Origin of the sequence: Legionella pneumophila subsp. pascullei, from assembly GCF_900637585.1 — a bacterium.
GTDB lineage: Bacteria > Pseudomonadota > Gammaproteobacteria > Legionellales > Legionellaceae > Legionella > Legionella pascullei.
Window position 1 is genome coordinate 3,000,834 of record NZ_LR134380.1, and the last position, 23,847, is coordinate 3,024,680.

Here is a 23,847-nt window from a genome sequence, read left to right on the forward strand (position 1 = left end):
CTCAAATATTAAACCATTCTATTAGAGCTTGCTATGCCAAAAATAAATAACATTGTCAAAGGAACAGACATAACTCCCCATTATCTGAGTGAGCCAAACAAAGAATTTAAAATCTACCGTTATAATAATGAAGTTTATGCTGTTCGTTTTGAGAATGATGAACCCATAGATTATGTTTCAATGTGGAAAAGTCACAAAGGTGAACATGCAGAGAACATTGAAATTATGGAGAGTACTGAGGAGGACTACAAGGAGCTTGGAAAAGGAGAACAAGGAACAGTCTATGAGAAAACAGAAGATAAGGCTATGAAAGTATCTCGAGGCAGGCATCCAAGAGAGTTTTATGAAAGAATCAACCTCCATATTTTAGAACAACAATTTTTGCTTAAATATCATGGTATTCAAGAGCACTTCGTTCTAGGACTATGGAATATCAAAAGTGAAGAAAACGTGTATTTCTACATGCCTAAAATCAATGCTATCCCTATTAACAAAAAAATCGACCAGCCCAAAATTGAGGAATTTATTCTTGCGCTTAAAGAACTGAATGATGCAGGGTACTGGCATCCTGATTTGGCGAATAATCCTTACCATATTAGCCCACAGAATCTGATTGCAACAGAAGAAACGGTGAAGACGATTGATCTTGATGGTGGTTTTCGATACGACAACGGCAGAGTTGATGCTCTAAGCAGGAAGTCTCTTGTTTATGGTAAAGATCAATGGCTATATGTATATAATTTCATATATCCACCCACCGATGAGGACGATAGCAGAATTGATTGGAGAGTCCCTATAGAGAAATGGTATGAAAATAACAGAGGCCAATCGTTATCAGATAATCCCGATGCGTTGCTTAGATTTTACCATGAGGGACTAGTATCATTGCCAAAAAAACTTGTCCATGATCTACATGAGACAATATTAGAAGAGTTATCCCTGGATAAAAAGTTTAAAAAACATTCGCATGAAGTGGATGTGAATCGCTTTTTTAGCCCGAAAAAACAAGAAATATATGAGGGTTTAAAGGGAGATGGGCTGAAACGAGTGATACTCAAAGAACTGAGAGACTCTTTATCAGAAATAAGAACCATGGAGCAATTGGAAGAAAAAAAATTAGAATTTTTAGCTTCCCCAGAAATGCAAATTCTTGCTGAAGGTCAGGATAAGACCACAAAAAAACTGAACTTAAAAACCAGTTCTCGCAAGAAGGTGATGGCAATATTTAAAGAGGCAGAAGAGCGAATATTGAACAACCCTGACCTAAGTATTTAGGACGAGACATTCAAATTGTGTGAATCGCATGTTTTTATGGTATCCACTTGATTCAAATAACTCTTGAAGAATTAAGCCTTGCTGATGTTTTTTCGCAGACTTATAACGTTTCCACAAATTTTTTTAAGTAAAGCTCCATTGATAACTTCCCCATAAAAATGGTCCCTTATTATTTTATTCTTCGGTAACATTTCTTTGAGGCAATTCGCTCATCATCGATATTGGCTTCCAATCGATTAAAATGCATTATAATCAAATTAATACAATATATTTTAAATCCTACTTAAGATGATCATGCTGAAACAAATTGTACTAACCGGGCTTGTTATTATAGGGATTGTCATTACGCTAATGTACTTATTTCAGCGTCACCTCATTTATTTCCCTAATAGACATACCCCAAAGTTGGAAGATTACAATGCATCGGATATGAAGATAGTTTCCTTGCATACAAAAGATAATTTGCATTTAAAATCTTGGTATATCCCCGCAGGTAAGCATCGCCCTACAATACTCTATTTGCATGGGAATGCTGGACATATTGGTTACAGAATGCCTTTGGCGCGAGAATTTATTGATGCCGGTTTAGGAGTATTTTTATTAGAATACCGTGGTTATGGAGGCAATCCAGGCAAACCTAGTGAGAAAGGTCTTTATGAAGATGGAGAAGCAGCCATCGAATTTTTAATTCAACATGGAGTGTCATCAAAGCACTTGATTTTATATGGAGAATCCATAGGCACGGGAGTTGCAACGCACCTTGCAACAAAATACCCGGTATGTGCGATTATACTTCAATCACCCTTTACATCATTAACTAAGCTTGCCCAGTATCACTATCCATTGAACTTCCTTAAACCATGGGATCAATATAATTCTCTTGCTCGTATGAAAGAAATTCATGCCCCTCTTCTAGTTTTACATGGAAAATTGGATCAGATAGTACCGTATCAAGAAGGGTTAAACGTTTTTAATGAAGCCAATGAACCTAAAAAAATGCTCTCTTTTGACGACAAAGAACATAATGACTTGTGGAGTGCTGATAATTTTTCGAGGGACATTATTCAATTTGCTTTAAACCAGTGTTCCTAGCCTCCCTTTTAAGCATTTCATTGTTAAAGCATTGACTATTTTGTTACATTTATTGCTGATCAGTTTCAGCAAAAGCCTTTGAAAATCTCCTTTCAACCCACTCCTTATTAAGGTATTGAAAGCAATCTTGCAGAAAATCAGTCAATTCTTCTTCATCAAGGACATGCTCAAAACCTACAGGTTCGACGTCATGATGAAAATACTCACCGAAGTACTTCATGGAGAAATCAACATAATCCCGAGTATGTAAAATAAAAGAATGCCACATCTCATCAATAATCAATAATGGTCCAAAAAGATAGGTTTTTTTACCCCGTAAATTCCTTTGCTTATTAAGCCACATCCAGGCTAATAAATCTTCAAAAAGGATTAGCCCTTCTCGCATGGAATACTCTGGATGAGAATGGCAAAAATGAGTAACTATTTTTTCATTTTTATAGTGAAGTAATTCTGAAAGAGTAAAACTCATTAGCGTCCGCAGCAAGTTTTTTTATTACTTGGTTTCTGATTAATGAATCTAATTATTCTACAAATCATTTCTTCTTTAGCCATAATTGTCTCTTATTGTTAAAATCATTCAAGTTTAACCCAATGTTTGTAAAGGGCGCAACTGAATGTTTTTATTTTCATCAATAAGGAGCATATGTTGTGGTGGCACATCTTCCCATCCTTCATCCAAATCATTTAGCCTTTCAGATGAAACAACAACGTAAGCCGGATTACCCTCTTCTTTTATCCATAAACCTTGAGTGGATAATACATACCCAATCAGATAATGCAGCGTCAATGGTTTTTTCTTCTCATGACTGCAATAGCGGGTAGCGATAATCTTCTTGCCATTTGTCAGACAAATATTAAAATAGGAAGGACCACTATGGCCAAATTGTTCTATTACTTCCAATATCTTGTTAATAGTTTCTTGCAACACATCAGCAGCTACCGACAGTTGGTTAATATCTCTTCCTTTTGCTAATTGCAAAAACAAACCAAACAAATGCTCAGAATCTGTTTGGCCTTTAACCCAATGGTAAATGTCATCGTCTAATAAATGCCTTATATGCCTTTTCACATCAATAAAATCATTAATTTCCCCATTATGCATTAACATCCAGTCACCATAAATAAAGGGATGGCAGTTATAATTGGTTACACCTCCCGCACTGGCAGATCGAACATGGGCAAAAAAACAAGGGGACTGGATTTTTGCTGTTAAATGCAAAAGATTTCTATCGTTCCAAGCAGGATAAACGGAGGTGAATAAAGCAGGATCAGAGCTAACCTCCGGTGAATACCACCCCAAACCAAAACCATCTCCATTCGTTCGATATTTGGTTTCACGTGCATGCAGACTCTGCATGATGATTGAATTCTTAGGTCTTACCAACACATTTTCCAATAGCGTAGGGCGTCCCAAATAAGCAACGAATCGACACATAACAGCCTCCCTCATCCAGTCATTCGAATAGTGAACTCCAATTAACTACTGCCATATTTTCTGTTAAGTAATATCCTTAAACTTGTAATCCATTCGGCTGTCATTGCGAGTTTTTAAGTATTGCAGCTCAACTCACTTTACCATATGACACAACGATTCTTACTCATCATAGGGCTACCGTTTGGAATATTAAATGCTTCTTGAAATTGAGGAATATTGGCCAGGCTACCATTGACTCTGTATACAGCAGGCGGGTGAGGATCTGTAGTCACTTGATTACGAAGTTGCTCCGGCCTGACATTCATAGCCCAAACATGTGCTGTACCCAAGAAAAATTGTTGATCTGGGGTTATTCCCTCTATGGTTTTGGCATTCTTGTACTCTTTTGACCTCTGAAACGCTTTATATGCCAAGATCATTCCACCTAAATCGGCAGTTGCTTCACCGACAACTAATTGTCCCTGTACATGCAGATCGCCATCTACGACATATTTTGAGAATTGATCAGCAATGCATTGTGTCGCTTTCTTGAATTTTGATAAATCATTAGGCGCCCACCAATTTTTCAAATTTCCATAACCATCAAATTGAGCACCTTGATCATCAAATCCATGGGTCATTTCATGACCTATTACATACCCTATCGCTCCATAATTGATGGCAGCCGGGGCCTTTGGATCAAAAAAAGGGGATTGCAATATACCCGCCGGTATATTGAGGTTATTCATTGAGGGATCATAATAAGCGTTGATAGTTTGAGGAGTCATTGCCCATTCGCTTCTATCTACTGGTTTTCCAATTTTGTCGAGATCTCGATTAATCAAGAACTCGTTTGCTCGGATAACATTCAATACGTAAGGCCCACGATCTATTTTCAAGCTGGAATAATCCCACCATTTGGATGGGTAACCAACTCGCTCTTCCATTAAATCCAGTTTTTTCAATGCCGCATCACGAGTCTTTGGTGACATCCAGCTTAAAGTTTTTATATCTTCTTGTAGTACCGTTCTGATATTTTTTAATATATCAAGGACTTTCTGTTTGGATTCTGGAGAAAAATACTTCTCTACATACAATTCTCCGATTGCAAATCCTAATGCGGCGTTTTCCGTGTTAACTACTCTTTTCCACCTTGGTAATAGTTTTTGCGTGCCGGTTAATGCAGACACCATCTTAAAATTTTGATCGACAAACGGTTTGGATAAATAAGGGGCGAATGCATCTATCAAATGCCAGCGCAGATAAGTTTTCCATTCATCCAGGCTAACTGACCGTAATAATTCATTCATCGCTTTGAAAAAATCAGGCATAGCAAAATTGATTTTATTGATTTTGCCCTGACCTCTGGCTATCAAGTATTGAGACCAGGAAAAGTTAGGTGTCATTTTATCCAACTCATTAATGGTCATCATATGATAAATGGCGTGTGGATCACGCTGCTCCACTTGTGACATGGATGCTTTAGCCAATTGAGTTTCAATATCCATTACAATTTTAGCTTCTTTTGCCGCCATGTCAGGACTGTCACCCAATAGCTCAAACATTTTAGTAAGATGGTTAACATAAGCTTCTCTTACCTGTTTAAATTTAGCTTCTTTTTTAAGATAATAATCTCTGTCCGGAAGACCCAATCCCCCTTGCATAACTGCACCTATCATGGAGGTACTGTCCTTAAAATCTTGCATGCTGCCAAAATTAAACAAAGCCCCTACACCTATTTTGTGCAAGCGAACAATTTCAGCCTGTAAATCATTCTGATTCTTCATTGCCTCTATTTTAGTGAATTCTGGTTGCAAAGGAGTGATACCTGATTTATTAATACTATCAACATCCATTCCACTGAAATAAAAATCCCCTACTTTCTGCTCAATACTTCCAGGTGTAGCGTGAGTATTCTTCGATGCGTTGATTAGCATCTGATGAATAATATTTTGTACTTTCTCATTAACAACATGAAAGCTTCCCCAGGAAGCATAGTCAGCTGGTATTGGGTTATTTGTTTTCCAATTGCCATTGGCATAGGTATAAAAATCCACAGCTGGTGATACAGTAGTATCGCGCCAGTCAAGATGAAGAAGATCCTTTGTATTATTATCTTGCAAATTAGAACTCGAAGAAAAGGCTATAAAACTAGATAACATCATAACAATACAAGTTCCAATCTTAAATTTCATCCTGATATTCCCCTTAATTTGAGCTGTATATAAATTTCTAAAGAAAAAGACTGCATAGGTCATTATATTTAGTATAGATAATGCCTTTAAAATGATAATAGTGAAAACGAATATTCTCACCAAGTGGATGTGATGTATTCCTGTCAGGCTTCAACAGGATAATATTCAGGGTGGACTGCAGGCAGATAATTTTCTGTATCAAAATAGGTATATTCCCAAGCATCCTGCCTGACCATTAATTCACGCAACAATCTGTTATTCAATTCGTGGCCAGATTTATATCCCTCAAATGCGCCAATTAAACTGGAACCCAATAAATAAAGATCACCAATAGCATCTAATACTTTGTGAGTAACAAATTCTGATTCAAAGCGGAGACCATCTTCATTAAGGACACGATAATCATCTACTACAATAGCATTATCTAAACTGCCGCCTTTTGCCAAATCACATTCTCTCAATTTTTCATAATCTGAAAGAAAGCCAAAAGTCCTCGCTCTACAAACTTCCTTGACATACGATGTTCCCGAAAAATCAAAACTTACTGTTTGAGGCCTATCATTAAAAACTGGATGCTCAAAGCCTATGGTAAATGTTATTTTATATCCTTTATGAGGGAGAAACTGGACATACTTTCCATTATCTTCGACTCGTATAGGTTTAAGAATTCTGATATATCTCTTTGCTGCATTTTGTTCTCTGATACCCGCTGATTGAATTAAAAATACGAATGGAGCAGCGCTTCCATCCATAATTGGAATCTCTGGGGCATTAACATCTATATACGCGTTATCAATACCTAACCCGGCCAGAGCAGATAATAAATGCTCCACTGTTGCAATCTTGACCTTCCCATGATGAAGGGTAGTGCAAAGCATAGTATCCCCAACGTATTCGTAGGAGGCTGGTATTTCAACCACTGGCGACAAATCCACGCGTCTAAAAACGATACCTGTGTTTACAGGGGCTGGTCTTAAGGTTAAAAGCACTTTCTCACCGGAATGTAATCCAACACCAGTAGCCTGGATTACCTTTTTAGGAGTTCTTTGTTTTATCATTCAGTGCTCACCTTTCTCTCTTATATTTATTTTGCACGCAAAAACCTTAAGATCTTAGCAACAATTTATTGATTAGTCTAATTTTTTTAGTTTTACTGAATGCAATTTTGAAAACCAAATACAAAAATTGCAAAAAAAACCATACGAACCAATTCGTGAGATATTCAAGAAAGAATGTTTGCGTACATCAAATTCATCCATAGGTTCAAAACACATCCTCTCTTGAGATATCCCCATTCAAAAGCTTCTATGCCTCTTCTTGTCTACGTAAAAATGCCGGTATGTCCAGGTAATCCACATCGGGAACACTCTCACTACCATTATTGCTTTGCTTTGTAGCCGTTGTTGTAGTGCTGGTCTGAGCTTGTTTACGAATTACTGCAGGTCTCTCCAGTTGTTGATAATCAAGGGAACCATCGCTTCTTGTAGTTTCAATCAAGCGAGCTCTGAGAGGAGGCTGTTGTTGTGGTTGTTGGTGACGCTGTCTATTATCACCCAGGCCAGTCACAATCACAGTCACTCTCATCTCGTCTGTCATTTCAGGATCGATAACAGTTCCTACCACTACAGTAGCATCATCAGAAATGAATTCTTTGACCACGTCACCCACTTCTTCAAATTCACCAATAGACATATCAAGACCAGCGGTGATATTCACCAATATTCCGCGAGCACCAGAGAAATTTACATCCTCCAATAAAGGAGACGCAATCGCTGCTTCAGCCGCTTGGCGTGCTCTTTGCTCACCCACTGCGCTACCTGTTCCCATCATGGCCATTCCCATCTCGGACATCACCGTGCGAACATCTGCAAAATCAACGTTAATCAAACCAGGGCGAGTAATTAAATCAGAGATACCTTTCACAGCGCCAAGTAGTACATTGTTTGCCGCTTTAAATGCATTGAGCAAACTAATATTTTTTCCTAAAACACTTAGCAGCTTATTATTAGGAATAGTAATTAATGAATCTACGTGCTCAGCCAAGCGTCGAATACCTTCATCAGCAGCAAGTGCTCTTTGTTTTCCTTCAAAAGAAAATGGTTTGGTTACCACAGCGACCGTTAGAATACCCAGTTCTTTAGCAATTTCAGCAAAAACAGGCGCTGCTCCAGTCCCTGTTCCCCCACCCATTCCTGCTGTAATAAAGACCATATCCGCACCACTAAGAATCTCTTTAATGTGCTCTCTGTCTTCCTCTGCTGCTTCTCTTCCAATTTGTGGATTCGCACCAGCTCCCAGACCCTTGGTTAATGCATCACCCAATTGAATATGTATTTTGGCGCTGGATCCTCTCAAAGCTTGCGCATCGGTATTCGCACAAATAAACTCTACACCATCAATATTTTCAGCGACCATATGTTCGACAGCGTTACCACCGCCACCACCAACACCTACAACCTTGATGACAGCATTATTTTCTTGCTGGCTGCTTTCCATTAATTCAAACATAACCCTGTCTCCCCTTATGTGCTGCTTTTTTCTTATTAAATTAATTAAACAGTTTTGAACTTATCGCATTTTACACTTCACAAGACAAAAATCTGAATTTGTAGTCATGCAAAATATCATGCAACCCCATATCTCAATTTCTATCCATAACAGGAATATTTTTAAGCATCATATCAGTGTTTTTACATGAAAAGCTAAAAATTTCCTTGAAACCATTCTTTCATGCGTGACCAAATGCTTTTACCATTATCACTCATTGTTGGCACATTATAGCCACTTTCATATTGCTGTTGAAAGCCATGAAGCAATAAACCAACCCCGGTTGCAAACGATGGATTCTCCGTCGCCTCAGTCAAACCCGAGACATAATGCGCACACCCTTTTCTGACTGGCATTTCGAAGCAAAGTTCAGCCAACTCAATTGCTCCTCTCACATTAGAAGCCCCACCAGTAAGAACAATACCAGCCGCCAAACGATCTTCAAATCCACTGCGACGTAATTCATTGCGTACCAGAGAAAATAACTCCTCATATCGGGCTGAAACGACATCAGCCAAAGCTTTAGCTGAAATTTTTCGCCCAGGCCTATCATTGACGCTGGTCACTTCTAGCATTTGGTTTGGATTGGCTAACTCTGGTAATGCACAAGCATGATTGACCTTAATTGCTTCTGCAGCCTTGGTTGGGGTACGTAAGGCCATTGCAATGTCATTTGTCACTTGATCACCTGCAATCGGTATAACAGAGGTATGTTGAATAGCCCCCTCACAAAATATCGCAATGTCAGTAGTTCCACCACCTATGTCTATTAAACAAACTCCAAGTTCTTTTTCATCCTCGGTAAGAACAGCATGGCTTGAAGCTAATTGTTCCAGAATGATATCAATCACTTCCAAGCCACAACGCCTGACGCACTTCACAATATTTTGAGCAGCACTGACAGAACCAGTAACAATATGAACCCGAGATTCGAGCCTTACACCAGCCATGCCTATTGGCTCACGAATACTGCCTTGATGATCAATGATAAATTCTTGTGGTAATATATGGAGTATCTTTTGATCAGCAGGGATTGCCACTGCCTTCGCAGCATCAATAACCCTTTCCACATCCGCTTGAGATACTTCCTGATCACGAATAGCCACAATACCATGAGAATTGAGACTTCGTATATGGCTGCCGGCAATGCCTGCATAAACCGTCCTAACCTCACAACCTGCCATTAATTCAGCTTCTTGCACAGCACGTTGGATTGAATTGACTGTGGTTTCTATATCAACTACAACTCCTCGCTTTAATCCGCGAGAGGGATGACGGCCAATACCTATAATTTCTATCGTTCCATCTGATGTGACTTCACCAATCAAAGCAATAATTTTTGAAGTTCCAATATCCAACCCTGTGATAATATTTTTTTCTATTTTTTTAGCCATTATCGTCCCATTTGTTGTTTCCACTGCACTGCCATGCCACGTGGATAACGCAGGTCCACGCCAGCCAGCTGATCTGCTTTTTCAGCAAAAACAGCAGGGTATGCTTTACAAAAACGCAGCAACCGTTCTTCTAACTCTTTCTTTCCTAAGTATATTTTTACATTATGATTAAGCAACAACACCCAGGATTGATTATCTCTTAAATACAATCCTGAAGCATTTAAACCGTATGATGATAATATCTTACTCAATTTTTCATAAACTTGTAAGACTTCCAATTGCTGAGATTGCGGCCCCTTTAATTTGGGAATATCCAAATCTGACGGAACAGAACCTTGATTGAATAACTTTCCATCCCTTGTCATGAGAGCATCACCCCAAATCGCCACAGGTTTTTTTTCAGTGAGTTTAATTTTCAATGTATCTGGCCAAACTCTTTCCACATAGGCCGTATCAATCCAGCTCATTGAATTCAGTTCACTTTGCAATCCTTTTACTGATAGTAAAAAGAAACTGGCGTCCAGATATTTAGCTAACACATTCTCTAATTCTTTATGTGTTATATGCTCATATGTCGCTGCTACTTTGATAGTAGTAATTGGAAAACGTTCTGCGTCAGCAAGGTATAAATAGCCTAACCGACCGGCCAGCATCAAGGCGCTAAGAATTAACAAACCCATTATCGTTAAATAACGCAAGCCGACAGAGTTCACTTCCATATTTTAGTATTCCCATTCACAAGTAATTTGTCACCAAATGTTGACGACAGTTATGATGAATCATTGCTAAATGAATCAGTTCATCAAGTAAATCAGAATAGGCGATACCAGTTGCCTGCCACAATTTGGGATACATACTTATGGAGGTAAATCCAGGTAATGTATTGATTTCATTAAAGTAAATTTCTTCTGTTTTATCATTTACAAAAAAATCTACTCTAGCCATGCCTTTACATTTAAGATAACTAAAAATATCCGCTGCAGCCTGCTTTAATTGCTTTTCCAGATTATTATTTAATTGAGCTGGAATAATCAAATCCGTTTGATTGCTTTCCAAATATTTTGCAGTATAAGAATAATAACCGTCAGGATGGTTTACTTTTATCTCACCCACCATACTTACTCTTGGTTTCCCGCAAGGAATACTGTTCTCCAACACTGCCAGCTCGATTTCTCTTCCGACAATAAATTCTTCAACCAGAATTTCTTCATCATAGCGTAATGCATCAGCAACCGCTGCGTTTAGCTCGTCCATATTATTTGCTTTGTGAATTCCCACACTGGAACCTAATGAGCATGGTTTAACGAACAAGGGCCAACCAAACTCTGAAGCGACTTCCTGGCAAAATTGTTGCCTTTCAGACGCATTGGTATGCCATGATAATAATTTATATCTTGCTGATTTGAGACCATTAATACAGGCCAGTCGCCTTGCCATATCCTTGTCCATTCCGATAGCAGAGGACAATACATCACATCCTACATAGGCAACACCGGCTAACTCAAGTAAACCTTGTAAACATCCGTCCTCATACAAAGGGCCATGAACCACTGGAAAAACAATTTCAGCATCAACTACCAAACGTCCATTAATTAATAAGCTTTCCAATGGGGTTGATTTTTCAGTAACAACAGGTAATTTATCAGAACAGGTGAGCAAATCATTATAATCATGCCGATGAAATCGACCACTTTTATCCATTGCAATGGGTATAATATGATATTTCTCGGAATCCAGGTGCTTCAAAACCGATGCGGCTGAAACCAATGACACTTCATGCTCGCCTGATTTTCCACCATAAAGTAAAACCAAATTAACGGATTTGGACATTAGCGTCTCCAATGATATGTACTTCGCGCATCAACTCGATAGATGTTTGCTCTCGAACTTTAGTTTGCACTAAATGAATCAAGGCTTCAATATTAGCTGCCGTAGCAGTACCTTGATGATTGATAATAAAATTGGCATGTTTCTCAGAAACAACTGCCCCTCCAATGCTTACCCCCTTAAGACCACAAGATTCAATGAGTCGCGCTGCAAAATCTCCAGGAGGATTTCTAAACACTGACCCACAATTATATTCATTAGTTGGTTGGGTATTGGCTCTATGGGTCAATAAATCCTTGATTAATTGTAAGGAAGTTTCTTTATTACCCGGAGTTAACTGAAGCGTAGCGGAGATAAACCATTCATCCCCCAAACCAGCAACATGGCGATAAGCCACTTCGAATTCGTCTGGTTTACGGGTTCTAATCTCACCTCGGCGATTTATCGTTTGTACTTCAATAACTGATTGCCAGGTTTCACCTCCATGACAACCGGCATTCATTCGCAGAGCACCACCCATAGTACCAGGGATACCTGCCCAAAACTCTCCTCCTGACAGATTATTGCGCGCAGAAAAACGAGCCATACTCGCACAAGATACTCCAGCCTCAACCCGAATACATTTATCGTTCAACAGGGTCATTTCTTTTAAACAGCCCTGAGTGAGAATTACGGTACCAGAAAAACCACCATCGCGAATTAGAGAATTAGAGCCTAAACCTAACCATAATAATGGCTCATCAGAGGGCAGCTGACTTAAAAACAAAGCTAAATCAGCTGTATTTGCTGGTTTATAGAGTCTTGCTGCAGGACCTCCAACTCGCCAGGTAGTATACTCAGCCAAAGGCTCATTGAAAAGCAAAGTGCCCTGACACTCTGTTACAAGACTGCTATCCATTCCCGTTATGCTCATGTTCATTCTCACGCGTTTTTCATCAGGTTCACTGCCATTTGGCCGATGCTTCCAGCTCCCTGCATCAAAATAACGTCGCCATCTTTTATAAATTCATCTAATGTGGCCTTCAACGATTGCTCGCTCACTATAGTCACTCGTTTATCTCTGGATCGTATTTCATTAGCCAGATTTTCACTAGTAACGCCTGGTATAGCTGTTTCTCCCGCCGCATAGATATCCATCAATAATAACTCATCAGATAAACTTAAAACATCGACAAATTGCCGATGCAAGGACTGTGTTCTGGTATAACGATGGGGTTGAAACACATGAACCAACCGCCTCTCGGGCCAAACACGTCTAAAAGCATCAATTGTGGATAAAATTTCCTGTGGATGATGTCCATAATCATCCACAATAATTGCCGCGCCTTTTTCGAACTGTTTTTCACCAAGCATTTGAAAGCGGCGTCCTACCCCTTGAAATTTTTGTAACCCACGAACAATAGAATCGTCATCAACTCCCAACTCGGTGGCAATTGCTATAGAAGCTAATGCATTTAATACATTGTGGCGACCCGGATATTGAAATTGTATTGTTAATTGTTTATGTGGGGCAGGCCGGACTACTACAAACTCACTCAGCATGCCCTTTTGAGTCCAATTAATTGCCCGATAATGAACCTCTTCTTTAAAACCATAAGTTAAGGTTGGTCTTTGAATGGCCGGGAGGATGCGACAGATTTCCTCATCTTCCAAACAAACCACTGCCAATCCATAAAAGGGCAAATGATGTAAAAACTCCAGAAATGTTGTTCTTAGTTTTTCAAAATCACCTTCATAAGTATCCATATGATCAGCATCAATATTAGTCACTACTGCCATCATAGGCTTCAAAAACAAAAATGAAGCATCGCTCTCATCAGCCTCTACAACAAAATAAGCCGACTTTCCAAGTTGTGCATTGGCACCACAACTATTCAATTTTCCACCAATAACAAAACTGGGATCCAAACCACCTTCAGCAAGCAAACTACTGACCAAGCTCGTTGTTGTCGTTTTCCCATGAGTACCGGCAATTGCGATACCATGCCTAAATCGCATGAGCTCAGCAAGCATGGCAGCCCTTGGAATCACTGGAATCATTAATTCGCGAGCAGCCAAAATCTCAGGGTTATTAAAATCAACAGCTGAAGATCTTACTACAACATCAGCGCCTTTAATGTTTTCCACCCTGTGACCAATATAAACTTGGATACCTAATGACCTTAAACGTTGTACTGTGCCACTTTCACCGATATCAGAACCAGTAATACGGTAGCCCTGGTTATGCAATACTTCGGCAATACCACACATACCAGCACCACCAATACCAACAAAATGAATTTGCTCTACACGCCCCATTCGCGGAGATAAAAATTGCTCTGAGTTATTCAATATTCCCCCTTAAGCCGTCAGTGGTCTCAATCCAAGAGACTGCCAACGATTTTCATGATCTATGCGCAATAACAGTGCAATAACAATACAGTTAATTACCATACTGGCTCCACCATAACTGAGTAAAGGCAGAGTTAACCCCTTGGTTGGTAACAGTCCGGCATTAACCCCCATATTAATGGAGGCCTGTAAAGCTAACCAAATAGTCAAGCCATAAGCTGTATAGGATGCAAAATACCTTTCTTGGGTATAGGCGGTGTATCCTATGTTTAATCCTCTTACAACCAGTATACTATACAATGTGATTACAACTAAAATTCCAAATAACCCTAGTTCTTCAGCAATCACGGCAAATAAAAAATCAGTATGTGCCTCAGGTAAGTAGAGTAATTTCTGTATACTTTCACCTAATCCGGTACCAAACCAGCCACCTCGTCCAAAAGCAATCAATGACTGAGTCAATTGATAACCACTGTTGTATTGATCTGCCCATGGATCCAAAAAAGCTGTTAAGCGAGCAACCCTATAGGGGGAAGATACTGCCAATAAAGCAAGTGCTGTCACTACAACCAGCATTAAACCAAAATAGTATCTTAATTTGACTCCAGCCAAAAACAGCATAGCCATTACTGTGCCAGAAATGACAACTGTGGCTCCAAAATCTGGCTCGAGCAGTAATAAAACTGAAACAACAGCCAGTATTGCCATGGGTTTAATGAATCCAAAAATGCTTTCACAAACTGCTTCTTGTTGGCGAACCAAATATCCGGAAAGATAGAATATCATTGCAAGTTTCGTTAATTCTGATACTTGCACACCAATCGGTCCTATAGCTAACCAACGCCGACTGCCATTTACTGATTTACCAATACCCGGGATTAAAACAATGAGTAATAAAAACACACAAGCAATCATCATGGGCATGCTTATTTTTTCCCAAAAACTGCTGTCTGTCCGAACCACAATTAAGGCCAGCAAGAGTCCCACAAATAAATAACAAGCCTGGCGAATCAGAAAATGAAAAGGCTGATGAAAGTACTTTGTAGAAATCATAACAGAGCTTGATGCCACCATCATTAGACCAATTATCAGCAAACCAAAAACAGCTCCTATCAGCCATTTATCATAAAGCGATATCGGTCTACTGACGGGTTTGCCTCTTTGATTTAAATGCCTGGGTCGCATCGTGTTCACAATCCACGCACTGAGGATGTAAACACATCGCCTCTATGATTAAAATCACGGAACATATCCAAACTGGCGCAAGCTGGAGATAACAAAACGACATCTCCTGGTTTTGCACATGTTTTGGCAATAGTCACAGCGCCCTCCAGAGAAGAAGCGCGCACTACAGGGACTACTTTGGCTAAAGCCGATTCAATCTTGTCAGCATCTTCACCAATCAAAACAATGGAACGAACAAATTCTGAAACTGGTTGAGCTAACTCTTGAAAATCCGCTCCTTTTCCCTGTCCACCCGCAATAAGAACAATTTTCCCTTGCATAGAACCTCCTATTCCATTAATAGCAGAGATTGTAGCACCAATATTTGTTCCTTTCGAATCATTAATCCAACCTACTCCATCCACTTCTCTTACCCATTGACAACGATGTGGTAATCCAGAAAAGGTTTTTAAAACATTAAGAATATATTGCATTGGGATTCCTGCTGCTTCGGCTAAAGCACAAGCTGCAAGGGCATTCATCCAATTATGTACCCCTTTTATTAAAATCGACTCAACAGGCAAAAGACGTTCTATTCCTTTCGCCAGATAAGTAGTGTTCTCTTGTTCAATCAAGCCCCAATTTCCTATTGAAGGTACATCTTTGCCAAAAGAGATACATTTCATATCCGCTTGACAGGATTGTTGAGGAATTGTGCCGGCATCTTCTCGATTAAATAAAGCAGTCTTAGCTCCACGATAGACTCTCTGTTTTGCCTGCGTGTAGGCTTCCATTGTATGATGCCTGTCCAAATGATCAGGCGTTACATTAAGAATCGTTGCAACCACCGGCGACAAGGAATAAGTTAAATCCAATTGAAAACTGGATAACTCCAATACCCACAAATCATAGTGATGTTCATCAGCCAGCATATCTAAAACAGGAGTACCTATGTTTCCGGCCACAGCGACACGGAACCCAGCCGCCTTAGCCATTTCCCCCACCAAAGTCGTTACGGTGGATTTGCCATTAGTTCCTGTTATCGCAATTACGGGGGCACTAATCTCTCTGGCCAGGCATTCTATGTCTCCATAAATTGATGCGCCTGCTTGACGTGCTCTCTCTAAAACAGGGGTGTCCAGTGCCAACCCGGGGCTAGTGATGACATCCGTTACCTGGTTGATTATTTCATCTGGAGTCTGTTGTAAATAAATAGATACATCAGGAAATTCATTTTGAAATTCAGCTAATCCAGGCGCCTCCTTACGTGTATCAAAAACAACAAAGGATTTATTATTTCTCTTCAGGTACCTTGCTATAGAGAGTCCCGTCTTACCTAACCCTGCTACCAAATATAAGGAATGATTCATGAATGCACCTTGTCTATCGAAGTTTTAAAGTAGCCAATCCGCATAACACAAACACAACCGTAATAATCCAAAACCTCACTATCACTTTAGGTTCTGACCACCCCTTTAATTCAAAATGGTGATGTAATGGCGCCATCCTGAATAATCTTTTTCCGCCTGAATATTTAAAATAACCCACTTGTAATATGACAGAAAGTGTTTCAATTACAAATAGTCCACCCATAATAAGCAAAACAAGCTCTTGCCTAACAACTACCGCAACGATTCCTAAAGCGGCACCTAACGCCAAAGAACCTACATCACCCATGAAGACTTGGGCGGGATAACTGTTATACCAAAGAAACCCCAGACCGGCACCAACAATAGAAGAACAAAAAATCGTTAGCTCACCAGTATTGGGCACATAAGGGATTCCTAAATAATTAGAGTATACTGCGTTACTCGATGCATAGGCAAACACACCCAAGGCACCAGCTACCATCACTATTGGCATGATAGCCAAGCCATCCAGGCCATCAGTTAAATTAACCGCATTACTGCTTCCGACGATAACGAAATAGGCAAGCACTGGAAAAAAAATACCTAAATCACAAGTGACCGTTTTAAAAAAAGGAACTGTGAGCTGAGTATGAACTGGCAAACTGGCATTCCAGTACAAATAAGAGACAGCAATTAAAGCAATAACTGACTGCCAAAAATATTTCCACCGGCCAGGCAAGCCTTTGCTGTTCTTTAATACCAACTTGCGATAATCATCAACCCAACCAACCAAACCATTCGCCAAAGTAACCAAGAGCACCAGCCACAAGCTTGTTTGTCTTAAATCGCACCAAAGCAGGCAGCTCACCGTGATAGCCAACAAAATCAAAACGCCACCCATAGTGGGAGTTCCCGCTTTTGATAAATGGGTTTGGGGACCATCATTTCTAACCATTTGACCTATTTGAAGTCCTCTTAACCAGCGGATCATTAATGGGCCGCATAATAAGCCCACTATAAGCGCGGTTAATGAGGCTAAAATAGACCTGAATGTCAAATATTGAAAAACTCTAAACGCATGATATTGTCCCTGCAATAGCTGCGTTAACCAATAGAGCATAATTATTCCTCTTGTTCTTAGAATTATGCTCAATAAATGGTATTGAGCATAATTCCTTTAATAGGGCAAAAAAGTGGCCAAGCATACCACATTCCTGTCGATTCAATGAAGAGGTTAACCCTCTGCCTGAACCAACTGATGCACAACATTTTCCATAGCACTGGAACGAGACCCTTTTACCAATACCGTGGTACCAGGTTTTAAATCATTTTTCACCACTTCAATCAACTCTTCCTGGCTGCAAAAATGCTGACCTCCCTCACCAAACGCTTGGGATGCCAGTTCACTGTGTGAACCGCAACTCATCAACTTGTCTATCCCTAGCTGACGAGCAGCCAGGCCAACTTCTCTGTGATGTTGTGTCGTCCATTCGCCTAACTCTCCCATATCACCGAATACAAAGATTTTTCTTCCTGGACGTTCAGATAATACTTCCAAAGCCGTTAAGACAGAGCGTAAATTAGCATTATATGTATCATCAATGACTGTTGACTGATTTTGCCCTGACAACATCGTCATCCGGCCTTTTACACCACCAAAATGAGCCAGTCCCCTTTGAATGTCATTGCCTGGTATCCCTACCGCATAGCAACAAGCTGCGGCGGCCAATGCATTTCGCACATTATGCAACCCTGGTACTTGTAACTCGATCTCCACTCTGCCATTGGGTAAAATCAGTATAAAATGAGCTCTTCCATGTGTATCCATGCGTATATCCTGAGCATAAATATCTGCAGGATGAATTGAGGAAAAACGTAATATTTTTTTATCAGCAAGCAAATCATCCCAAAAATGAGAGTAGGCATCATCATCATTGACTATAGCGACCCCAGTTGGGGATAAACCTTGATGGATTTCACCTTTGGAACGAGCTACTCCGTCTATTGATCCAAATCCTTCGACATGTGCAGGAGCAATATTATTAATTAACGACACATCAGGCTGCACTATTCCTACAGTATGAGCTATTTCTCCTGGATGGTTGGCTCCCAATTCAAAAACAGCGTAGCGATGCTGCTTATTTAAAGCCAACACGCTTAACGGAACTCCTATGTGATTATTTAAATTGCCTTTCGTAGCGTGTGATGGCTGGGGTAAAATGGCCGCTATCATCTCTTTGACAGTGGTTTTTCCATTCGATCCTGTTAAAGCAATGATAGGGCAACTCATTTCTTGGCGATGTGCCGCGGCAATTTTGGCTAAAGCCATTAAAGGACTGGCAACAACAAATTGGGGAATATGAACGCCTTCAATCGAGCGATTAACCACCACAGCTAAGGCGCCTTTAGCCTCGGCTTCTTTAACATAATCATGACCATCGAAGCGTTCCCCCACTATCGCAAAAAATAAATTCCCTGGCTTTAATGTGCGGGTATCTATACTAACACCAGTAATATCGGTATTAATCTGACAAGACTGAGAAAGAAGTGAAGCAATTGTAATTAGGTTCATAGTATTTTGTGATGTCTAAAAGACTAGTGTACTAACACTCACACTCACAGTTCAAGATGGTTAGAGGGAAGATAAATAAGAATATAACTAAAAAGTCAAGAATTTTAAGTTTATTATAATCCCGCTTGCAAGTAATCCGACACTCGATGAACACAGTAGGCGCAGGGCTTCGCAAGGTGCGAAGCCCTATAATGGAAACATGATCACTTGATAGCTCAATGATTCTGGGCTATGGCTTTGACATTAGTTTGTTACATAATCATCCATCAAATGCTCAATTTTCAAGTATCGATGATACCGTGCAATACGCTCTTCCGTCAGAGGTTTTCGTTGGTCATCCAGCAAATAAGCATCCAGCCCTTCACTTAATAGCTTGGCGGTATCTAGCATAATAGAAAAACGTTCTGCATCGATATCAGGGTTATTTGATATTTGCATGAACAGACATAATCCTCTTACGCTAAAAGCACCAATATTTTGTAAATCAAAAACACCCGTTGCTGTAGCTGCAGCTAAACTGCAAAGCACAGGGCCTTGTCCATTCGACAATTGATGCCTATGAAACAAGTGCCTCTCTCCAAATCTCAAACCGGCTGCTAAAACAGTTTGCAATAATTCATAGCCGGCAAATTGCCGATTTTCTTTGGCCAACAGAAACACCATTACTGTCGAAGACGAGCAGTCACTATCGGAGGATTCTGTTCTTTCATTGGATTCCAACTCCTCTTCCTCAGGAATCAATTGAGGTTGGGCTGTTTTTACAGTTGGCTTTCTTATTGATTGTCGCTTTTCTGAACCATCAAAATTTTCAAAATCCAAAGGAGCCTCCCTATTGACCTTTCGCACAGCGATAATTTCATCATTATATGATTGAGAGCCATAGGAACTATTTTCAGCTTGGCCAAGAGAAGGTTGATAGTGTTCTTGATTTAAGCTCTGTCTTCTAGTCTTCATTAAACGGCCAATAGCCACTAGAACGCCAATTAACAACAGGACATTAAGAATTAAGCTCCAATTTGCCTGCATAAGTTTACTCCATAGTCAAAGCTTGTTTCACATCAACCGCAACCAAACGAGACACTCCCGGCTCACGCATGGTCACCCCTACTAAATGATCAGCCAATTCCATAGTTACCTTATTATGAGTAATAAACAGGAATTGTATGAATTGTGACATCTCTTTCACTAAATCGCAAAACCGACTTACATTTAAGTCATCTAAAGGTGCATCCACTTCATCTAACATACAAAATGGTGAAGGATTTAGCTGAAAAATCGCAAACACCAAAGCGACAGCGGTCATTGCCTTTTCACCACCAGATAATAGATGAATAGAACTATTTCGTTTTCCAGGTGGCTGTGCCATTACTACAATCCCAGCTTCTAACAGATTATCACAAGTCAATTCGAGCTGGGCTCGACCACCACCAAATAATCTTGGAAAAAGCGCCTTGAAAGAAGTATTCACCTCATCAAATGTATTTTCAAGACGTGATTTCGTTTCATTATCCATCTTTTCAATGGCAGTTTCCAAAGTAGCTAAAGCTTGGCTCAAATCATTATATTGCTCATCCAGGTACACTTTGCGCTGCTGTTCGCTAGCAAATTCTTCTATGGCTGCCAGGTTGATAGCGCCTAACCTTTTAATCTTCTCCGAAATCGCGAGCAATTCATCTTCTTTCATGCTTTGCGTTACTCCAGATGGAATTCTCTCTAATAAAGACTGTGCTTGTAAATTAGTCTCATCCAGAGTTTCCTGAATTGAACTTGCACGAACGGATAGAGCCTGTTTTTCCATTTGGATTTGATTCATGATTTCCTGAATCCGTTTCACTTCCTGATCATAGTTTAAAATTAATTTCTCTTGGTCTTCAAGTTGCAACTTAAGCTGAGATACTTTCTCTCGGCTCAAAGTCAACAATGACTCAATTTCACCATGTTTTATCAACGATGCTGCCAATTGATTTTTAAGTCCGGCTTCTGGCGCTACTGATTGCAAATAATGTTGAGTTAACTCTTCTAAACGTATCTGTGCCCGTTGCAGCCGCTCTTTTTCTCTACCAATCCTGTCAGTTATTTGCTGTATCTTAGTAACTTCCCTATCATACTCCAATTCACTTTGATGCAATAAAGCACGGACACTCTCTACTTGCTTATTTTGTTCAACGAGAACTGTATTCCATGCCTCTTTTTCATTTATAAATTGCTTAAATTGTAACTCAGAAGCCTGATATTGGCCTTCCAGCTCTCTTATTTTCTCAGCCATTCCCAGTTGTTCTGCGTTTAGTTCTTCCAGCGACGACTCCAACTCTATTATCTCGTTAGTGATAGCATCCTTCTGTTTTTCAGCGTGAAAAATGGCTTGTTCCTGACTATTTATTGCAATGATATGATTACGTAGCGCCTCATTACTGGCATTTAAATTTAATTGATGCAGCTTTATAAAGTTCAAATTTTCCTGTAGTCGGGCTTTATAACTATCTCTTGCCAAACGGATGGATTCAATTTCTTGTTGTAAAGATTCCACACTGAAACTCAACTCGATAATCCTTTGCTGTCTGGCAAGAACTCCCACCTCATCTTGTTCTGTTTGGCGAGGTAATTTTATCCACCCTTTACCTAGCCAAATACCATTGACGGTAACAATTGATTCATGGGCCAATAAATCAGGAAGCCAAGCCTTCGCCTCATCAAGATTCTCCGCAGCATAAATATGCTCAAGATGATTCACTGTTGAGGGAACCAGACCTTGAACTTTATCAGCTAACCTTGGCCGTTCTTGTTGTTGCCGATCGAGAGCTCTCATCGTCACTACGCTCTCTTTATGATCTTGGAAATACTGCCACTGAGACCATAACTCGGCAAAATCATCGAATACATAAGCGATTAGATCGTCTCCTAATACCATTTCACAAGAAGATTGCCATTGAGGTTCGACCTTTAAAATATCCATTAATCTTGGCTTATCTGACCATTCTGTAATTCCGTCCTTATTAGGCCGATTTTCTTTTTTTGCTGCGATTTGAGCAGCTTTTAATGCCGCCAGTTCACTGTTTAAACGATGAAACTCATCTTGCAATGCATGTAATTGTTGCTCAATATTTTGTAATTGATCGTGCAAATCCGATTGAGCCTCATTCGCTTGCCTGAGCTGTTCTTCATCAAACTCCTGTGTTTCTTTCAATTGGAAATGCTTTTCTTGCAATTCATTTTTACATTTTTTTAAATCGTCAAGCGAGATGGCTGATTGTTCCAAATTCAATTTTTCCAACCTTACCAGGACTTGATGACGTTTCTGTTCTAAATGTTGTAGTTTGGCTTGAGTGAGTTGGTATTCATTTTTAATAGCATTGGACTTAATTTGCACCTCTTGCCAAATTTTCTCCCATTGCGATTGTTCCTTTTGTTTTTCTTGCCATAGAGATTCCTGCGCTTTGAATTCCATTTTTAAATGATGTAAATGCTCTTCTAACTGTTGAGCCCTAAGCTTGCTATTGTGCAATTCCTCATTATCCAGCTTAAGTTGCTCTTCAATGAGTTGAGAATCAACCTGCATTTGCTGCCTGTCATTTTCCAAACGCTTTTTTTCTCTTTCCTGTTGCTGAATCGCTTCTTCAAGACGCGCTATCTCAGTTCCTGAATGATAGAGAGAATCCTGAATTAATTGGGATTGATCAATGGCATCTTGTAATTGTTCATTTAAAACAGCGCGGTCCTTGTGGCAATGAGTTAATAAACTTTGTTGCTGCTCATTACGGATGGCTAACTCTTGCAATTCCCGCTGTTTCACTGTTTGTTTTTCTGAGTACTCCTGCCATTTAAGAGCCTGAATCTCAGCTCGGCAAATTTTTTCCTCTTCCTTTAATATAGTATAGCGCTTTGCTGCTTTGGCCTGTCGCTCCAAACGTTGCAAATGCTTGCCTAATTCTTCTCTAATATCAGCGACACGAGTCAGATTATCTCTTGTTTGTTCAATACGTTGTAAAGTTTCTCTCCGCCGTTCTTTGTATTTTGAAACCCCGGCCGCTTCCTCCAAATAAACTCTTAACTCCTCCGGTTTGGCTTCTATTAATCGAGATACAGTACCTTGGCCAATAATCGAGTAACTTCGCGCACCTGCTCCTGTGCCTAAAAAAATATCAGTAATATCTTTTCGCCTGCATCGAGTACCATTCAAATAATAAAAAGAGTCACCATCCCGAGTGACTACTCGCTTTACTGCGATTTCACCATAACTGGCAAAAGGACCAGTCAGTCTTCCCAAACTATTATCAAATACCAATTCTACTGATGCCTGTCCTACTGGTTTGCGATTGGAAGAGCCGTTAAAGATAATGTCCGTCATGGACTCTCCGCGAAGATTTTTGGCAGAGCTTTCACCCATAACCCAACGAACTGCATCAATAATATTTGATTTGCCGCATCCATTCGGACCAACAACAGCGACCAAACGACTGGGAAAATGAACCGTGGTGGGGTCAACAAATGATTTAAAACCAGCCAATTTTAATTGCTTCAAATGCATTTTAACTGCGAATTGTAAAATAATAATCGATTAGTATACCGTAGGAAGTGAATCCTGACTATTTCAGAACCCCTATATTGAACCCCTCTGCCATTGTTAAGGACAACATGCTCAATTGACAAACAATTTTATCGCTTTATAATGCAAGCTTCTGTTAACAAA

General features: G+C 39.8%; 18 protein-coding genes. 2 read left to right on the top strand and 16 right to left on the bottom strand.

Features of this window, described 5'->3' with window-relative positions; all coding sequences use genetic code 11:
- The first annotated feature begins 33 nt into the window (after positions 1–33).
- Both EL201_RS13520 and EL201_RS13525 read left to right on the top strand, forming a co-directional pair.
- Positions 34–1,275, top strand: a complete 1,242-nt coding sequence (locus tag EL201_RS13520; protein WP_027222756.1) for a hypothetical protein — start codon at positions 34–36, stop codon at positions 1,273–1,275.
- A 294-nt stretch (positions 1,276–1,569) separates the two neighbouring features.
- Positions 1,570–2,367, top strand: coding sequence for an alpha/beta hydrolase (locus tag EL201_RS13525; RefSeq protein ID WP_027222757.1), 798 nt, complete (start codon positions 1,570–1,572; stop codon positions 2,365–2,367).
- Positions 2,368–2,416: 49 nt separating this feature from the next.
- Here EL201_RS13525 and EL201_RS13530 read toward each other — a convergent pair whose 3' ends face one another.
- The 16 genes from EL201_RS13530 to smc all read right to left on the bottom strand — a co-directional run bounded on the left by EL201_RS13530 (position 2,417) and on the right by smc (position 23,685).
- Positions 2,417–2,836, bottom strand: coding sequence for a UCP032817 domain-containing protein (locus EL201_RS13530; RefSeq protein ID WP_027222758.1), 420 nt, complete (start codon positions 2,834–2,836; stop codon positions 2,417–2,419).
- Between the two features lie 114 nt (positions 2,837–2,950).
- Positions 2,951–3,802, bottom strand: a complete 852-nt coding sequence (locus EL201_RS13535; protein WP_027222759.1) for a class II glutamine amidotransferase — start codon at positions 3,800–3,802, stop codon at positions 2,951–2,953.
- Between the two features lie 137 nt (positions 3,803–3,939).
- Positions 3,940–5,976: a M13 family metallopeptidase gene (locus EL201_RS13540; RefSeq protein WP_027222760.1), complete on the bottom strand. Its 2,037-nt coding sequence runs from the start codon at positions 5,974–5,976 to the stop codon at positions 3,940–3,942.
- 143 nt (positions 5,977–6,119) lie between these two features.
- Positions 6,120–7,034, bottom strand: a complete 915-nt coding sequence (gene lpxC, locus EL201_RS13545) for a UDP-3-O-acyl-N-acetylglucosamine deacetylase (RefSeq protein ID WP_027222761.1) — start codon at positions 7,032–7,034, stop codon at positions 6,120–6,122.
- Between the two features lie 247 nt (positions 7,035–7,281).
- Complete coding sequence (gene ftsZ / locus EL201_RS13550; RefSeq protein WP_027222762.1) at positions 7,282–8,484, bottom strand: cell division protein FtsZ; 1,203 nt, start codon at positions 8,482–8,484, stop codon at positions 7,282–7,284.
- Positions 8,485–8,678: 194 nt separating this feature from the next.
- Positions 8,679–9,917: a cell division protein FtsA gene (gene ftsA / locus EL201_RS13555; protein WP_027222763.1), complete on the bottom strand. Its 1,239-nt coding sequence runs from the start codon at positions 9,915–9,917 to the stop codon at positions 8,679–8,681.
- On the bottom strand, positions 9,917–10,636 hold the full coding sequence (locus tag EL201_RS13560) for a cell division protein FtsQ/DivIB (RefSeq protein ID WP_027222764.1): 720 nt from the start codon (positions 10,634–10,636) through the stop codon (positions 9,917–9,919). The genes ftsA and EL201_RS13560 overlap by 1 nt, the downstream gene beginning before the upstream one ends.
- Before the next feature lie 16 nt (positions 10,637–10,652).
- Complete coding sequence (locus EL201_RS13565; protein WP_027222765.1) at positions 10,653–11,747, bottom strand: D-alanine--D-alanine ligase family protein; 1,095 nt, start codon at positions 11,745–11,747, stop codon at positions 10,653–10,655.
- Positions 11,731–12,657 (bottom strand): UDP-N-acetylmuramate dehydrogenase, encoded by a 927-nt coding sequence (murB, locus tag EL201_RS13570; protein WP_027222766.1) that lies wholly within the window; start codon positions 12,655–12,657, stop codon positions 11,731–11,733. Before murB ends, EL201_RS13565 begins: the two co-directional genes overlap by 17 nt.
- Positions 12,658–12,665: 8 nt before the next feature.
- Positions 12,666–14,075, bottom strand: a complete 1,410-nt coding sequence (murC, locus tag EL201_RS13575; protein WP_027222767.1) for a UDP-N-acetylmuramate--L-alanine ligase — start codon at positions 14,073–14,075, stop codon at positions 12,666–12,668.
- Between the two features lie 9 nt (positions 14,076–14,084).
- Positions 14,085–15,260: a putative lipid II flippase FtsW gene (gene ftsW, locus EL201_RS13580; protein WP_027222768.1), complete on the bottom strand. Its 1,176-nt coding sequence runs from the start codon at positions 15,258–15,260 to the stop codon at positions 14,085–14,087.
- 5 nt (positions 15,261–15,265) lie between these two features.
- Positions 15,266–16,609, bottom strand: a complete 1,344-nt coding sequence (gene murD, locus EL201_RS13585) for a UDP-N-acetylmuramoyl-L-alanine--D-glutamate ligase (RefSeq protein ID WP_027222769.1) — start codon at positions 16,607–16,609, stop codon at positions 15,266–15,268.
- Between the two features lie 13 nt (positions 16,610–16,622).
- A complete protein-coding gene (gene mraY / locus EL201_RS13590; protein ID WP_027222770.1) occupies positions 16,623–17,708 on the bottom strand; it encodes a phospho-N-acetylmuramoyl-pentapeptide-transferase in 1,086 nt (361 codons plus the stop codon).
- A 114-nt stretch (positions 17,709–17,822) separates the two neighbouring features.
- The gene (locus EL201_RS13595; RefSeq protein WP_027222771.1) at positions 17,823–19,160 is read right to left on the bottom strand and encodes a UDP-N-acetylmuramoyl-tripeptide--D-alanyl-D-alanine ligase; all 1,338 of its coding nucleotides are present in this window, start codon (positions 19,158–19,160) and stop codon (positions 17,823–17,825) included.
- Positions 19,161–19,403: 243 nt separating this feature from the next.
- Positions 19,404–20,186 carry a cell division protein ZipA C-terminal FtsZ-binding domain-containing protein gene (locus tag EL201_RS13600; protein ID WP_027222772.1) on the bottom strand — a complete coding sequence of 261 codons (783 nt, stop codon included), beginning with the start codon at positions 20,184–20,186 and terminating at the stop codon, positions 19,404–19,406.
- Between the two features lie 4 nt (positions 20,187–20,190).
- Positions 20,191–23,685: a chromosome segregation protein SMC gene (gene smc, locus EL201_RS13605; protein ID WP_027222773.1), complete on the bottom strand. Its 3,495-nt coding sequence runs from the start codon at positions 23,683–23,685 to the stop codon at positions 20,191–20,193.
- Positions 23,686–23,847: the final 162 nt, after the last annotated feature.